General features: G+C 39.4%; 18 protein-coding genes. All 18 read right to left on the minus strand.

What is annotated here, in order from left to right; all coding sequences use genetic code 11:
* Nucleotide 1 precedes the first annotated feature (1 nt).
* The gene (gene pyrH / locus ACFX40_RS08415; RefSeq protein WP_013058848.1) at nt 2–724 is read right to left on the minus strand and encodes a UMP kinase; all 723 of its coding nucleotides are present in this window, start codon (nt 722–724) and stop codon (nt 2–4) included.
* Between the two features lie 76 nt (nt 725–800).
* Entirely contained in the window at nt 801–1,682 is an 882-nt protein-coding gene (gene tsf, locus ACFX40_RS08420; RefSeq protein WP_013058849.1) for a translation elongation factor Ts, read from the minus strand.
* A gap of 107 nt (nt 1,683–1,789) precedes the next feature.
* A complete protein-coding gene (gene rpsB, locus ACFX40_RS08425) occupies nt 1,790–2,509 on the minus strand; it encodes a 30S ribosomal protein S2 (RefSeq protein WP_013058850.1) in 720 nt (239 codons plus the stop codon).
* A 158-nt stretch (nt 2,510–2,667) separates the two neighbouring features.
* A complete protein-coding gene (locus ACFX40_RS08430) occupies nt 2,668–3,195 on the minus strand; it encodes a hypothetical protein (protein ID WP_028410832.1) in 528 nt (175 codons plus the stop codon).
* A 15-nt stretch (nt 3,196–3,210) separates the two neighbouring features.
* Complete coding sequence (locus tag ACFX40_RS08435) at nt 3,211–3,972, minus strand: FliA/WhiG family RNA polymerase sigma factor (RefSeq protein ID WP_025750299.1); 762 nt, start codon at nt 3,970–3,972, stop codon at nt 3,211–3,213.
* 49 nt (nt 3,973–4,021) lie between these two features.
* Nucleotides 4,022–4,516 carry a chemotaxis protein CheD gene (locus tag ACFX40_RS08440; protein WP_028410831.1) on the minus strand — a complete coding sequence of 165 codons (495 nt, stop codon included), beginning with the start codon at nt 4,514–4,516 and terminating at the stop codon, nt 4,022–4,024.
* Between the two features lie 50 nt (nt 4,517–4,566).
* A complete protein-coding gene (locus ACFX40_RS08445; protein ID WP_014458457.1) occupies nt 4,567–4,995 on the minus strand; it encodes a chemotaxis protein CheW in 429 nt (142 codons plus the stop codon).
* 30 nt (nt 4,996–5,025) lie between these two features.
* Entirely contained in the window at nt 5,026–7,005 is a 1,980-nt protein-coding gene (locus ACFX40_RS08450) for a chemotaxis protein CheA (RefSeq protein WP_028410829.1), read from the minus strand.
* A gap of 14 nt (nt 7,006–7,019) precedes the next feature.
* A complete protein-coding gene (locus tag ACFX40_RS08455) occupies nt 7,020–8,063 on the minus strand; it encodes a protein-glutamate methylesterase/protein-glutamine glutaminase (protein ID WP_098526084.1) in 1,044 nt (347 codons plus the stop codon).
* Nucleotides 8,064–8,072: 9 nt separating this feature from the next.
* A complete protein-coding gene (locus tag ACFX40_RS08460; protein WP_060745984.1) occupies nt 8,073–8,942 on the minus strand; it encodes a MinD/ParA family protein in 870 nt (289 codons plus the stop codon).
* A complete protein-coding gene (gene flhF / locus ACFX40_RS08465; RefSeq protein WP_377237881.1) occupies nt 8,935–10,032 on the minus strand; it encodes a flagellar biosynthesis GTPase FlhF in 1,098 nt (365 codons plus the stop codon). Before flhF ends, ACFX40_RS08460 begins: the two co-directional genes overlap by 8 nt.
* Complete coding sequence (gene flhA / locus ACFX40_RS08470; RefSeq protein ID WP_060745982.1) at nt 10,032–12,068, minus strand: flagellar biosynthesis protein FlhA; 2,037 nt, start codon at nt 12,066–12,068, stop codon at nt 10,032–10,034. The genes flhF and flhA overlap by 1 nt, the downstream gene beginning before the upstream one ends.
* A gap of 30 nt (nt 12,069–12,098) precedes the next feature.
* Nucleotides 12,099–13,181: a flagellar biosynthesis protein FlhB gene (gene flhB / locus ACFX40_RS08475; RefSeq protein ID WP_050689634.1), complete on the minus strand. Its 1,083-nt coding sequence runs from the start codon at nt 13,179–13,181 to the stop codon at nt 12,099–12,101.
* Between the two features lie 2 nt (nt 13,182–13,183).
* On the minus strand, nt 13,184–13,960 hold the full coding sequence (fliR, locus tag ACFX40_RS08480) for a flagellar biosynthetic protein FliR (protein ID WP_263033777.1): 777 nt from the start codon (nt 13,958–13,960) through the stop codon (nt 13,184–13,186).
* Nucleotides 13,961–13,962: 2 nt separating this feature from the next.
* A complete protein-coding gene (gene fliQ, locus ACFX40_RS08485) occupies nt 13,963–14,232 on the minus strand; it encodes a flagellar biosynthesis protein FliQ (RefSeq protein ID WP_016765390.1) in 270 nt (89 codons plus the stop codon).
* A 10-nt stretch (nt 14,233–14,242) separates the two neighbouring features.
* Nucleotides 14,243–14,911 carry a flagellar type III secretion system pore protein FliP gene (gene fliP / locus ACFX40_RS08490; protein ID WP_098333994.1) on the minus strand — a complete coding sequence of 223 codons (669 nt, stop codon included), beginning with the start codon at nt 14,909–14,911 and terminating at the stop codon, nt 14,243–14,245.
* Complete coding sequence (locus ACFX40_RS08495) at nt 14,904–15,545, minus strand: flagellar biosynthetic protein FliO (protein WP_060745980.1); 642 nt, start codon at nt 15,543–15,545, stop codon at nt 14,904–14,906. The genes fliP and ACFX40_RS08495 overlap by 8 nt, the downstream gene beginning before the upstream one ends.
* 63 nt (nt 15,546–15,608) lie before the next feature.
* Nucleotides 15,609–15,971 (minus strand): response regulator, encoded by a 363-nt coding sequence (locus ACFX40_RS08500; RefSeq protein WP_028410821.1) that lies wholly within the window; start codon nt 15,969–15,971, stop codon nt 15,609–15,611.

The following is a 15,971-nucleotide window of genomic DNA, read 5'->3' on the forward strand; positions in this document are numbered from 1 at the left end:
TTTATTTCCCCTTTACAATTGTTCCAATGTTTTCGCCTGTAACGGCACGTTTAATATTGCCTTCTTCCGTAATTGAAAAAACAATTAGCGGAATATCATTGTCCATACATAATGAAGAAGCTGTAGAATCCATAACAGCTAGTCCATCTTTTAAAACATCAATATACGTTAATGTTTCGTATTTTACAGCATCAGGTACAAGCTTAGGATCTGCATTATAAACGCCATCTACGTTGTTTTTAGCCATTAAGATCACGTCAGCTTCGATTTCAGCTGCACGCAAAGCTGCTGTTGTATCTGTAGAGAAATAAGGGTTTCCTGTACCCGCGGCGAAAATAACAACGCGTTTTTTCTCAAGATGACGAACAGCTTTTCTTCTAATATAAGGCTCTGCTACTTGTCTCATCTCGATAGAAGTCTGAACTCGTGTTTGCACACCGATGTTCTCTAAGCTATCTTGAAGGGCCAAAGAGTTCATTACTGTTGCTAGCATTCCCATATAATCAGCAGCGGCACGATCCATACCCATTTCACTGCCAATTTTACCACGCCAAATGTTTCCACCACCAACGACTACAGCAATTTCCACACCTAATTCATAAACGGCTTTTACTTGTTCAGCAACAGATTTGATGATGGATGGGTTAATACCAAAACCCTCTTCACCAGCTAATGCTTCTCCACTTAACTTTAATACGATACGATTATATTTTGCTTGACTCATGCTTACCTCCATCGTTAACGGTGAGATCTCTTTTGTAAAAAAGGGAACACACAGTGTTCCCTATACGGTCAAACCCTTACTTTTTAACTTGGTTCATTACTTCTTCAGCGAAGTTGTCTTGACGTTTCTCAATACCTTCTCCTACTTCAAAACGAACGAAGCTTTCAACAGTAGCGCCTTTGCTCTCAACGAACTGACGTACTTTTTGATCAGGATTTTTAACAAATGTTTGATCTAGTAAGCAAATATCTTCAAAGAATTTGCCAAGGCGACCTTCAACCATTTTTGCAACGATTTTTTCTGGTTTGCCTTCGTTTAATGCTTGTTGAGTTAATACTTCGCGCTCACGCTCAGTTTCTTCAGCAGAAACTTGGTCACGAGAGATGTATTTAGGGTTGATTGCAGCGATGTGCATAGCAACGTCTTTTGCAACAGCTTCTTCAGTTGTACCAGATAATACTGTTAACACACCGATACGTCCGCCAGCATGTAGGTAAGCACCGAATGCATCAGCATCAGTTTTTGTTGCTACAGCGAAACGACGTAGAGATAATTTTTCTCCGATTGTAGCGATTGCAGAGTTGATGTGTTCTTCAACAGTTGCACCGTTTTCCATTTTTTGAGTAGCAGCTTCAGCAGCGTCAGCTGGTTTGTTAGCTAAGATGTGAGCAGCTAATTCTTTTGTTAATTTTTGGAAACCTTCGTTTTTCGCAACGAAATCAGTTTCAGAGTTAACTTCTAAGATAACAGCTTCGTTACCTTGAGTTTCGATGTAAGTTAGACCTTCAGCAGCAATACGGTCTGATTTTTTAGCAGCTTTTGCAATACCTTTTTCACGTAAGAAATCGATTGCTTGCTCCATATCACCGTTAGTTTCAGTTAACGCTTTTTTACAATCCATCATACCAGCGCCAGTTTTTTCACGTAGTTCTTTTACCATTTGAGCAGTAATTGCCATAATGTGTAGCCTCCTTGTTTGGGTATGTAATTAATGTATATAAATGGGTTAAATCTTTTCAAAAAAAGGTGATAAAAGGCTATTCCCTCTTATCACCTTTCACGGAATTAAGCAGTAGTTGTTTCAGTTTCAACTGCTGTTTCTTCACCTTGTTTAGCTTCTAGAATAGCATCAGCAACTTTAGAAGTTAAAAGTTTAACAGCACGAATTGCATCATCGTTTGCAGGGATTACATAATCAATTTCGTCTGGATCACAGTTAGTGTCTACGATACCAACGATTGGAATGTGTAATTTTTTAGCTTCCGCTACTGCAATACGCTCTTTACGAGGGTCAATGATGAATAATGCATCTGGAAGTTGTTTCATATCTTTAATGCCGCCTAAGAATTTTTCAAGACGCTCTAACTCTTTTTTAAGTTGAACTACTTCTTTCTTAGGTAGTACTTCGAAAGTACCGTCTTCTTGCATTTTTTCGATATCTTTTAAACGTTTGATACGTTTTTGGATAGTTGAGAAGTTAGTTAATGTACCACCTAACCAACGTTGGTTAACAAAGTACATACCAGCGCGAGCTGCTTCTTCTTTAACAGAATCTTGAGCTTGTTTTTTCGTACCTACGAATAAAACAGTACCGCCGTCTGCAGCTAATTCTTTAACGAATTTGTACGCTTCTTCTACTTTCTTAACTGTTTTTTGAAGATCGATAATGTAGATGCCGTTACGCTCAGTGAAGATGTATTTCTTCATCTTTGGGTTCCAACGGCGAGTTTGGTGACCGAAATGTACACCAGCTTCTAGTAATTGTTTCATTGAAATTACTGACATGTGTTTTTCCTCCTAATGGTTTTAAGTCTCCTCCGCTCATTTCATCTTCAGCCGAAACTACAAAAAGTAGCACCATCAACCGAATCAACAAGCGTGTGTAATAACACCAAAAACAAATATAGCACACTCCTTTTTCACAAGCAAGCGTTTCATTAAGTTTATTGATGAAATTTCAATAATAATTCAATTTCAGTTTTCCCTCTGTGTAAATGTTTTGCAATTTCTTCGATTGTTAAACCTTTTCCCTTTAAATAAACGGAAAATTCTTTTATCTCTTCACCTGACAAATCTTGAATTTGGTCTGTAGTTAATTCATCAAAAGGTGTGCGTATACGCTTCTGATTTTCTTCTATAGAAAGAAGTTCATGCAGCGACTGGGAAGGCTCACTTTTTAGATCCACCCTTTGAACAGGCACGTCTTCTTCATCTACCAAAGGTGATTTTACGCTACTTTTTTCCACTTCCGAAGAAAGCGAAGTGGAACGCTCTCGAAGCTGCCTTAAAAACTGCTCGTTTTGTTCCTGAAATTCAGCAAGATACGAACTCATTGCAGCTTCCATTTTATTTATATTTTGCTGGTGCAAGCGTTCAATCCTTTTCACTTTGGTCACTTGCATATATAAAAGAATAATGCAAAACAGTGATAGACCATGAATTAAAAAACTAACTGTGAGTAAAAACCCCATCCTTCTACCTCTTTGCTAAATTATTTTGCTTAAACTCGTACGCATTTTAAACAGCGCTTTCGAATGAATTTGAGAAATACGTGAAGTAGATAGCCCTAACAGCTGTGCGATTTCTGTGAAAGTCAGCTCTTCTTTATAGAATAATGAAACCACGAGCTGCTCTTTTTCATTTAGCTGCTCGATAACTTCAGCAAGCTCTTGATATCGTTCGTCGTTAATTAGCTCCTCTTCAGGAGAGAGCGTTTTTTCATCTTTAATCGTATATTTTTGCTCTCCATCTTCATACTCTTTCGGCTGTTCTTCCATTGATAACACGTTGGCTAAAAAGCCTTCGTTCATTGTATGAACAACGTCTGCTTCTGTCATGCCTACTTCTTTTGCAACCTCACTTGGTGCAACTCTGCGCAAGTATCTTTGTTCAAGTGCTTCTGTTGCTTGCTCAATCCTTTTCGTCTTTTCCCTTGCGCTTCTTGATAACCAATCTTCTTTGCGAAGCCCGTCTATTATCGCCCCTCGAATTCGAAAAGACGCATATGTATCAAACTTTAAGTCTCTACCGTAATCAAACTTTTCCAAAGCATCGTAAAGGCCGATTAACCCTAAACTACGAAGCTCTTCTTTATGAATATTCTTCGGCAGCCCCACGCTAATCCGCTGAACGTGATAGTTAACGAGCGGCATGTACTTTTTAACAAGCATGTTTCCTGCATGTGAGTCTCTCGTCTCTATCCATTCCTGCCAAATTTTATGTTCTTCAACTTCTTGTATACTTTTCAAGGGTCTTTCAACTCCTTTTTATAGCGCTATTAAACGGTCAGAGCGCGCTTTATATCGTTTTTATCCCTTCGTTAATCGTACGAACCTTTAAAATAGCCGTTTGAGGATCAAATTCAATTGTGCGTCCGTTGTGTCCTCCTGTAGCTTTTGCTGCAATGTCTACACTGTTTCTATGCAGCTCTCTCTCTACTGCTTGAACATTTCGAAGACCAATTCGCATGACATCATTTCTTGGTTCAAATTGAAACATCTGCGCGCCTCCTGCTATTTTTGCTTTTAACAATTTTCTATGTGCGCCTTGTTTAATCAACATATTTATCAAATCAAAAATGGCTGTATCTGCATATTTAGCTCTATTAAAAGGACATTTAGCCCCGCTTGAATCCGGAAGCATCACATGAGCGAGCCCAGCTACTGAGTGAACAGAGTCATAAACGACAACTCCTACACATGACCCTAATCCCGCTGTTCGAAGCACTGCAGGTGCATGTGTAACATTCATCTCGGCAATTCCTACCTTAATCACTTGTTTATCATTTCTCACGATTCTTCAACTCCTAGAACCTTCAGCGTGATATCCATTATTCGTTTGGCTCACTGGAGGTGGTCTTCTAAAGAGAGCACTTTAGGTAAATTTAGAAGAACAATTAAACGGCTATCTACTTTAACGACTCCGTTTAAATATTCTACAGCTGTTCCTTCAACTGTTTCAGGCACTGAAGCAATCGTTTTCTCATCAATATCCACTACATCATTTGCCGCATCGACAATCAAACCTGCTTCTACATCATTAAGACGAACCATAATAATACGTGTCAGCTCATGGTTAAGCTGTTCTTGCAAGTTAAAACGAGTGCGCAAATCAATAATCGGTGTAATGACACCGCGAAGATTAATAACACCTTTTACATATTCTTTCACTCCAGGAACGCGTGTTATGTGCTGAATCTTTTCAATCGACTGCACTTCTTCTACTGAGATTCCGTACTCCTCGTCTCCCAATTGAAACACAATAATTTTCATGCCTTTCTCCCTTTCTTTTTACAGCATTTGTTATTTGATCAAAGCGTTGCAATCAATGATAAGTGCTACTTGTCCATCGCCTAAAATCGTGGCTCCTGAAATAGCAAACACACCCGGCAGATAATGCCCTAAAGATTTTAAAACAATTTCCTGCTGACCGATAAATGAATCAACAATTAGCCCGGCAGTCTTTTCTCCTTTTTTCACGATGACTACTGAATAATGATCGCCTTGTACTGAGTTAGGCACAGTGAATAGTTCTTTTAAATCAATAAGAGGAATAATGGCTCCTCGAAAGTCAATAACCTTTTGACCGTGTACATGCATGACCTCTTTGGGCTGAACAATAGCTGTTTCAATAATCGAAGAAAGCGGCAAGGCATAGCGCTCTTCACTCATTTGCACGAGTAAAGCAGAAATGATAGAAAGAGTGAGCGGCAGTTGAATAGAAAAACGCGAACCGTATCCTTCGTTAGAATCGATCGTTACAGAACCCCCTAGCGATTCAATCGTGTTTTTCACAACATCTAAACCTACTCCTCGTCCGGAAACATCTGAAATTTGTTCAGCCGTGGAAAAGCCCGAAGCGAAAATGAGCTCATACACTTGTTTATCCGTCAGCGTTTCAGCTGTTTTTCCATCAATAATTCCTCGATCTAACGCTTTTTGCAGTACCTTTTCACGATTGATGCCCGCCCCGTCATCTTCTAAATCAATAAAGACATGATTTCCGCTATGATAAGCTTTAAGGCGAATCGTTCCCTTTTCATTCTTTCCGTTCTCTAAGCGTGCTTGAGGCATTTCAATTCCGTGGTCAACGGCATTTCTTAATAAGTGAACAAGCGGATCTCCAATTTCATCAATGACGGTTCGGTCCAGCTCTGTATCAGCTCCGACAATTTGAAGTTCAATTTGTTTCCCTAAATCTTTTGAAAGCTGTCTCACCATACGGGGAAAACGATTAAAAACGGTTTCTACAGGCACCATACGCATATTTAAAATAATCGTTTGCAAATCTCCAGAAATACGAGACATCCGCTCTACCGTTTCGTCTAATTCGCTATTATTCAATTCTTTTGATATTTGTTCTAACCTGCCTCTATCAATAACTAGTTCTTCAAACAAGTTCATGAGACTGTCCAAACGGTCAATATTAACTCGAATCGTCTTGTTATTTGAGGGCTGTCTTTTCTCTTCAACAGGCGATGTAGAAGGTGCTGACACAGTAACTTCCTGTATGGCTGCTGCTACTTCTGGTGAGACAAGCTCCTCCATTTCTGTCTCCTTTTTTACGGGGACCGCCGCAATTTTCACACTTTCTACTTCAGAGACTTCCATAATGCTCGCCTGCAGCTTTTCTTGCGATTCGTTTGTTACTAATATAACGATAAAAGATGATTCGAATTTTTCTTGTTCGATATCTTGAACAGTTGGCGCTGACTTAATAACGTCTCCTGCTTGCTCTAACACATCAAACACCATATAAGCGCGTGCAGCTTTTAATAAGCAGGTGCGTTCAAGCTGTACGGTTATTTCAAACGCGTTAAATCCTTGGTCTGCCGTTTGGCTGAGCAGCGTTTGTACTAATTCATCGTACTCTATCGAAGAAGCTGCATGATGTGCTACGGGTTCCTCTGCCACAATACGCTGCAGCTTTTGAACAAGCAATTTGACATCAAGCTGACCATCGCCGCCTTCAGAAATAGATTGAACCATTATTTCTAGCGCATCGACTGATTCAAACAAAGCATCAAGAACTTCCGTATGAACGTCGAGTTGGTGATTTCGAACAGCATCTAACACGTTTTCCATTTTGTGAGTTAATTGTGCTAAATCATCAAATCCCATTGTTGCAGACATACCTTTTAACGTATGAGCAGACCGAAAAATTTCATTTACATAGCCAAGATCATCGGTATTTTTTTCAAAACGCATTAGCTGGTCATTAACGTTTTGAAGATGTTCCCTGCTTTCTTCAATAAACACTTCTAGATATTGATTCATATCCATCGTAACTTTCCCTCCTATTTCTGTGCGTAGCGAGAAATAAAGCTTCCAACGTTTCGCAGCGGTTCAATATAATCAACAAGTTTTGTAGAAACGGCTGATTTGGGCATCCCATAAATGACAGCTGTTTCTTCAGATTCAGCTAATATAAGCGCGTCTTTATTTTTCTTTAAATCAATAACACCTTCCGTTCCATCCGCTCCCATTCCTGTCAACACAATAGCAAGTTTTTGATAACCTGAAATTTTACTAATCGACTGAAACAAACGATCCACTGAGGGGCGATGTCCCTTTACAGGTGAAGAAGTGTCTAAACAAATGCTGAGCTGTCCTTTTTTCTCCACAACCGTCATGTGAAAACCTCCAGGCGCAATATAAGCACATCCTGAGCGAACGATTTCATTGTCTTTTGCTTCTTTCACTTCAATATCAGCTAGCTGATTTAGTCTAACCGCTAATGATTTTGTGAAATTTGGAGGCATATGCTGCACAATAAAAATAGGTGCGTTTATGTCTTTTGAAACAGTTGATAATACTTCTTGCAGCGCACGCGGTCCTCCAGTAGAAGTACCAATACAAATCATTTTGTTCACTTTCGTCCCCATTGGGAGGTTATATACACTGCTGTTTTGCACGTGCTGATGACTGCTTGAAGATATGTTGGCTTTGCTAGCAAGCAAAAGTTTAGAGATAAGCTCATCTTTCACTTTATGTAAGTCCAGCGAAATAGCTCCCGAAGGTTTAGCAACAAAATCAACTGCGCCGTACTGCATAGCGGCCAACGTATTTTCAGCACCTTTTATTGTTGTACTCGATAACATGACAACAGGAAGGGGCTTCACATGCATGAGCTGTTTTAACATATCTAAGCCATTCATTTTGGGCATTTCGATATCCAGTGTCACAATATCCGGCGACAGCTCGAACGCTTTTTTCAACCCTTCTTCACCGTTACGCGCGGTACCCACAACGTGAAAACGACTGTCACATGCTAAAAAATCGCCGATTAGCTTTCGCATAAATGCAGAATCATCTACAATAAGCACCTTTATTTCATTCACTCTAATTTCCTACCTTTCAAGAAAAAATCGTTTGAGGCGCCGAATAAACATTCCCTCGTTTTTAGCCGTTACCCTATTGTCTTGAGGAATAAGAATATTCACCATTTCTATTAGTGATATACTCGCTTTAGATGCTGGATTTTGAAGCAAAAAAGGTATTTGGCGATTGACCGCTTTCTGAACAGCTTGATCGTTTGGGACAATACCTAATAGAGAAATAGATATGTTCAAAAACTGCTGAACAGCTCGGTTAAATCGTTCATACGTCTCATTTCCTTCTTTGTCAGAAAGCGTTTTGTTAATAATAAGACGAACCGGTGCTGATACAGAATAGGAAGCTGCTAGCTTAATAGCAGCGTAGGCATCTGTTATAGATGTAGGTTCTGGTGTTGTGACCACGATCATTTCATCTACAGCTTTTAAAAACTTAAGCACACTCTCTGACATGCCCGCTCCCATATCAAAAATCATATAATCATATTGATTTGTTAACGAATTCAATTCTTGTATTAAATGAGCAAGGTCTAATGGAGACCATTCAAATACAGAGGAAATTCCTGTTCCACCAGCCACATAAGCTAAATTCTGAGGACCTTTTTTAATAATTTGCTGGATGGAAAGCTTTTTTTCTAGCAAATCGACCATCGTATATGAAGCAGTTTGCCCAATCAAAATATCAATATTTCCCATCCCTATATCCATGTCAAAAAGAAGAACTCTTTGCTTTTGCTTCGTTAGCGCAAGAGATAAGTTTAATGATAGATTCGACTTTCCAACTCCCCCTTTTCCGCTTAACACGGCTAGTGTTTTACAATTCCTTAAAGAGTTTTGATGCTTCTTTAACACTTTTTCTCTTAAAACTGCTGCTTGATCATTCATCTTTCCAATCTCCAAACACATCGTCAATAAACTCTTTTATTTTAAATGCCGAAACATCTTCTGGTACATCCTGCCCGTTTGTTGTAAAAGCAGCCCGCTTGCCGCAATGATATAACATATTTAAAAGTGAGCCTTTGCGGATGGTTTCATCTTGCTTCGTAAAAATCAAGTGATCAACAGGGAGACTAGCAAAACGTTCATATACAGCTTTCATATCTGATACTTTTGACGTTAGGGCTAAAACAAGAAACGTTTGCAAATCTTCTTGAAGCGTAATAATTTTCTTTAAATCATTTACATATTGCTGTTCTAAAAAGTTACGGCCTGCTGTGTCAATAAAAATCACATCGTATGCTTCCGTTTCTAGCAAAGCTTTTTTAAAATCTGCTCCGTTATAACAAATCGTTAAAGGCGCATTCAAGATCGAAGCGTACGTCTTTAGCTGCTCAATCGCTGAAATTCTATACGTGTCAGTTGTAATAAATGCTATTTTTTGATTGTGTTCCAGGACGCATTTTGCGGCCAATTTAGCAAGAGTTGTTGTTTTACCGACACCTGTTGGTCCTACTACACTTACATATTTTTTGAAAGGACCGCTCCATTCACTTGCTTTAAACTGGTTGACAAACCAGCTCTTCGTCCACTCCATAAGTTGATTTGAGTTAGGGCGATGTAAGTAGTAGTACTCTAGCATAGGAGCCTCTATGCTTTTTAAAATAGCTTCGTCTATTTCTTGCAAACGCAAATAGGCAAGCACATCCTCCACTGCTTTTGGATATGAACCTGAAGAAACCTTTGGCATTTGATTCATTTGTGAGACAAGAGTATTTAACTCACTGAGCTGCTGCTTCATAAAAGATTGATTATCTTCCGTACTGGGTTCTGGCGGCGACGAATTCTTCTTTACGCTCAGCTTTTCTACGGAATCGACAGCTGCCAATACTTCTATTTTTGCCTTAGTAAATAAGCCAAGAAACCCTCCTGTTCGAATTTGTTTTGAATGTAAAATAACCGCTTCCTCACCTAAATCTGAACGAATGGCTTTCATAGCTTGCGGCATAGATGCTACTACGTATTTTTTTACTTTCATCAGATATCCACCACTCCAACACTTTGAACTTCAACATTTGCTTCTAGCTCGTTATATGATAAAACTGCCATATGGGGAAAATACCGCTCAGTGATTTGGCGCACGTACATCCTCACCGCAGGAGAACATAACACAATTGGAGACTGTTCTTGAAAAGAAAGTGTTTCTGTTTGCTTGGCTATACTTTCTACGATAGCTTGTGAAACGTTAGGGTCTAGTGATAAATAATTCCCATGCTCCGTTTGTTGAACAGCTTCCGCCATCGTTTTTTCAACTTTTCCTGAAAGGGTAAGAACTCGAAGCAGACCTTCTTGGACCGTATATTGACTGGTAATTTGTCTTGCGAGCCCTTGCCGGACATATTCAGTTAACAAATCGGTGTCTGACGTCATTTTTCCGTAGTCGGCCAGCACCTCAAAAATAATGGGTAAATTTCGAATTGAGACGCTTTCTTTTAAAAGCTTTGCCAGTACCCTTTGAATGTCTCCAACGGAAAGAGGATTAGGCGTTACTTCCTCAATTAAAATAGGATACGTTTCTTTTGTGTGATCGATTAGTTGCTTTGTCTCCTGCCTTCCAATCAGCTCATGCGCATACGATTTTATAACTTCTGTTATGTGCGTAGACACAACCGAGGGCGGGTCAACAACGGTATACCCGAACATCTCAGCCTGCTCCTTCACCGACTCACTAATCCATTTTGCAGGCATCTTAAAAGCTGGCTCTAACGTATCAATTCCTTCAATCAAATCATCATCCATTCCCGGACTGATTGCTAAATAGTGATCGAGCAGCAGCTCCCCTTTTGCCACTTCATTGCCCTTTATTTTAAGACAGTATTCGTTGGGCTGAAGCTGAATGTTATCTCTGATGCGAACAACCGGAATGACTAATCCTAGCTCAAGTGCCAGCTGTCGCCTAATCATCACAATTCGATCGAGCAGATCGCCTCCTTGATTCGTATCAGCAAGCGGAATTAATGCATACCCAAATTCAAATTCAATTGGATCAACGCTTAATAGATTGACAACACTCTCCGGACTTTTCATTTCATTGTCTTCCATCTCTTCTTCAGTAGGCGCCATTTCTTCGCGAACCGCCTGATGCTTAGCCCGAGACAAATAATAACCTCCCACTCCTAACAAAATAGCAATAGGCATTGTAATAACATCATTAATTGGCGTAATTAAACCAAGAGCCGCAATCGTTCCCCCAGTGACATAAAGCATAACTGGAAAAGCAAACAGCTGCTGTGTAATATCTTCGCTCAAATTACCTGTTGAAGCAGCTCTAGTGACGATAATACCTGTCGCTGTTGAAATCATAAGGGCTGGAATTTGACTCACTAACCCATCGCCTACTGTTAACAAAGTAAAGGTTTGGGATGCTTCCGTGATGGACATTCCCATTTGCAGCATGCCGATAATAATCCCAAATAAGATATTAATAAGGGTGATGACAATCCCTGCAATGGCGTCACCTTTGACGAATTTACTGGCTCCATCCATTGCTCCGTAAAAATCTGCTTCGCGCTGAATTTTTTCACGGCGGTCAATTGCTTGCTTTTCTGAAATCATACCTGCATTTAAATCTGCATCAATACTCATTTGTTTACCCGGCATCGCATCCAAGGTAAAGCGGGCGGCTACTTCAGAAACACGCTCCGCTCCTTTTGTAATAACGAGAAACTGAATGATAATTAAAATAATGAAGACAACAAACCCCACTAAAGGATTGCCTCCAATAACGAAGTGGCCAAATGTTTCCACCACTCCGCCTGCTTCTCCTGTTCCTAAGATTGAACGTGTCGTCGATACGTTCAAACCTAATCGAAACAGCGTAAGAACCAGCAGCAAAGACGGAAATACCGACAGCTCTAAAGGTTCTTTCATATTCATGGAAACGAGCAGTACAAGCAGCGCAAGAGAAATGTTAATCATGATTAAAATACTTAATAACCATGAAGGCAACGGAATAACAAGCATAACGATAATGAGTACAACACCTATAACAACTGGCAGTTCTCTTGCAGACATTAATTTTTCTCTCCTTACAATAGCGTAACGTTACATTTTATTTTGAATGCGGTATACGTAAGCTAATATTTCAGCCACCGCTTTAAAAAACTCTTCGGGTACTGCATCTCCTACTTTGGTTTGGTCAAAAAGTGCTCTTGCCAGCGGACGGTTCTCTACCATAATGATTTCATGGCTTTTGGCAATTCCTTTAATCTTTTGAGCAATAAAATCTACGCCGCTGGCTACAACATAGGGAGCATCCATTTTTTCTTCATCATATTTTAAAGCAATGGCATAATGAGTGGGGTTTGTAATGATGACATCCGCTTTTGGAACTTCTTGCATCATGCGAGACATTGCCATTTCCCGCTGCTTTTGCTTTATTTTTGATTTGATTAGAGGATCCCCTTCAATGTTTTTATGCTCATCTTTGATATCTTGCTTTGACATTCGAATATTTTTCTCGAAATCAAACTTTTGGTACAAATAATCAAGCAGCGATAAAAATAAAAGCATAAGCGAGGCTGCAAGTCCCATTTGAAAAACAAGCTTAGACAGAACAATCAGCGAGTCCCCTATACTTTTTTGAGATAAATTTAATACATCTTCTATGTGAATCCATAAGATAAAAAACGTGACGGCTCCGATACACATAATTTTCAGCGTTGACTTGATTAGTTCTACCAGCGCTCTCATGGCAAAAATCCGTTTGGCTCCGCTAATAGGGTTAATCTTTTCTAATTTAGGCTGAAGAGCCTCCGTGGAAAAAAGAATACCAACCTGCATATAATTCGCTCCGAGCGCAGCAATAAAAGCTGCGAGCATAACAGGACCTGCTGCAAGAGCTATTGAAGGAAGAAGGTGCTTAAACATCGCAAATACGCGCTCTGCCGTCACTTCCTCAAGCATATACGTTTGAAAAGCTTCTCTTAACAACTTCATCATTTGCTGTAAAAACTGTTTGGCTCCAAACAAAAAATAAAGAAAAACCATTAAAAGGATGAGCGCAGTTGTAACGTCTTGACTTTTAGCTACCTGTCCTTTTTTTCTAGAGTCTTGCTTTTTTTTAGGTGTAGCTTTTTCCGTTTTTTCTCCCGCGAAAAATTGCAAATCAACTTTTACTAAAAACAAAGCTACACCCCTCCTAATATGCGAATCATCGCGCGCATCGCTTCTATCATTTGTTCAAATATGATTTGCATCATATAAAACATGCTCCCCATCACGACAATCAGCAAAATAAAGGCAACAATAATTTTTACCGGAAACCCCACTACGAAAATATTTAACTGCGGAACGGTTCTCGCGACAATTCCAAGCGCGATATCGACTAAAAATAATGAACCTACCAAAGGCAAAGACATTTGAACAGCTACTAAAAACATCGATGAAAAAACAGTTATGATGTGTGTACCAAATGCTTGGCTTCCCACAGGGAAAGCTACTTTGTCTAACGGAATAATTAAATAACTATTATAGATGCCGTCTATTAATAAATGATGTCCATTGGTCGATAATAAAAATAGGAGAGCAAATACATATAAATATTGACCTAGTATCGGACTTTGGGCCCCTGTCTGCGGATCTATTACGTTGGCAATCGCAAACCCAACTTGAAAATCGATGAGACCTCCGGCAATTTGAATAGCCATAATAAATACATACGCAATCAAACCAATAAACAACCCAACAGCACATTCTTTTACTACTAAAAGTACAAACTGTGCATCTAACGAAACGACGGGTAAATCAATTGTTGTCGCAATAATAACGGATAGCGAGGCAGACAAACCTACCTTATGAACTGCGGGAATCGTTTTGTATGAAAATAGCGGAACCGTAATAAAAAAAGACGTTACCCGCACTAGCACTAGTAAAAACGCGGGATAGGATAAGATCAACTGACTCATAGCTATCCTACGTACCGATACAGATTTGAAAAAATTTCATATGTAAATGAAATCATTTTCGATAACATCCACGGACCAAAAAATACAATCCCTACTAAGACCGCTACAATCTTAGGAACAAAAGCAAGAGTTTGCTCTTGAATCTGGGTAGTTGCTTGAAAAATACTAATAATGAGCCCAACTACAAGGGCCAGCAGTAATAAAGGGCCAGATACAATTAGGATTGTATACACGCCTTTTTCTGCTAACGAAATGACAAATTCTCCATTCATTGTCTATCACCTATTGAAAACTTATTAATAATGATTTAACAACTAAATTCCAGCCGTCAACCAGTACAAATAGTAAAATTTTAAACGGGAGCGAAATCATAACGGGAGGAAGCATCATCATTCCCATAGACATCAGCACGCTTGCTATAATCATATCGATAATGAGAAAAGGAATAAAAATCATAAATCCAATTTGAAATGCTGTCTTTAGCTCACTGATTGCATAAGCTGGAACAAGCGCAGTTAAGGGAATATCTTGAACAGAGGATGGCTTATCTATATCCGCATATTCTAAAAAAAGAGCTAAATCTTTTTGTCTTGTATGAGCACTCATAAATTCTTTCATTGGTTCAGCTGCTTTTTCATAGGCTTGATTCAGCGTGATTTTTTCTTTTAAAAGCGGCTGAAGCGCCTGTTCATTTACCTGAGAAAAAGTTGGCGCCATAATAAAAAACGTTAAAAACAGCGATAAACCAACTAATATTTGATTAGGAGGCATTTGCTGTGTCCCGAGCGATGTACGTACAAATGACAGCACAATGACAATGCGTGTAAAGCAGGTCATCATAATTAAAATTCCAGGAGCTATCGAAAACACCGTCAGCAGCAACAAAAGCTGGACAGACGTGGAAATATTTGTAGGACTGCTCGAGTTAAAGAGGTTCATCACTTCATTCATCGTTCTTTTTGTTCCTTTCTAACTCTTTTAGTACGTTTTGCCTTTTTATTTTCATTTCATTCATTTCTCGCTGAAAAAGCTGTTGAAAAGAATGGCTGGATTTCTCTTCTTTTTTAGAAGTCAATTTTTCTAAAAAAGACGGTAGTACGACTTTATATTCGCTCTCGTTTTTCTGTTGTTCCTCATACTGCGTGAGCAGCTGCTGTTTCTCTTGCCCTGTAATTTCTGAAAGAAGCTGCACATTTTCACCGACTCCAATGATTAAAAGCTGATCTCCAACTTTGACTACTTGTACAGATTTGCTGCTTCCAACATTTGTCCCCCCCAAGTTTTGTACTATTTTATTTTTTTGCAGCAGCCTTCCTTTTTTATTGACAAATTTTAAGAGTGCAAAAAGCAGCCCAATTACAAGTAAAAACGCGAATATCATCTTCATAATATCTCCAGCTGAGAGCGTAGGCGTCACCTGGAGTGCAGTTTTTTCTTTTGAATCAGCACTCTCACTTTCTAAACACTTCTCCGTTTTTTCCAAACATTCTTTTACCGATGCAGATCCACTTTCTGCATAGACGATTTGATTTGATCCTGCTAATACGCTTATTAACAGCGCAGCAATTACGAACTTTCGCAGCAATGCCTGCCACCTCTTACTTCAACATAGTGTAAGATTAGCGGGAAAGCCCCGCCAATCTGTTGTTTATCCAATTGCTTTTGAAATTGCCTCTAATACTCGATCTGCTTGAAAAGGCTTAACGATAAAATCTTTTGCCCCTGCTTGAATCGCATCAATCACCATTGCCTGCTGGCCCATGGCTGAACACATAATCACCTTAGCATCACTTTTTATGCTTTTAATTTCTTTTAAGGCCGTAATTCCATCCATTTCAGGCATCGTAATATCCATTGTGACAAGATCTGGTGCATGCTCTTTAAATAACTCCACAGCCTGCTGGCCGTCTGCCGCTTCCGCTACTACTTCATATCCATTTTTCGTTAAAATATCTTTGATCATCATGCGCATGAATGCAGCATCATCTACAATTAAAATTCGGTTTCCCAT

Source organism: Priestia sp. YIM B13552, from assembly GCF_042787775.1.
In the GTDB taxonomy this organism is placed as follows: domain Bacteria; phylum Bacillota; class Bacilli; order Bacillales; family Bacillaceae_H; genus Priestia; species Priestia megaterium_E.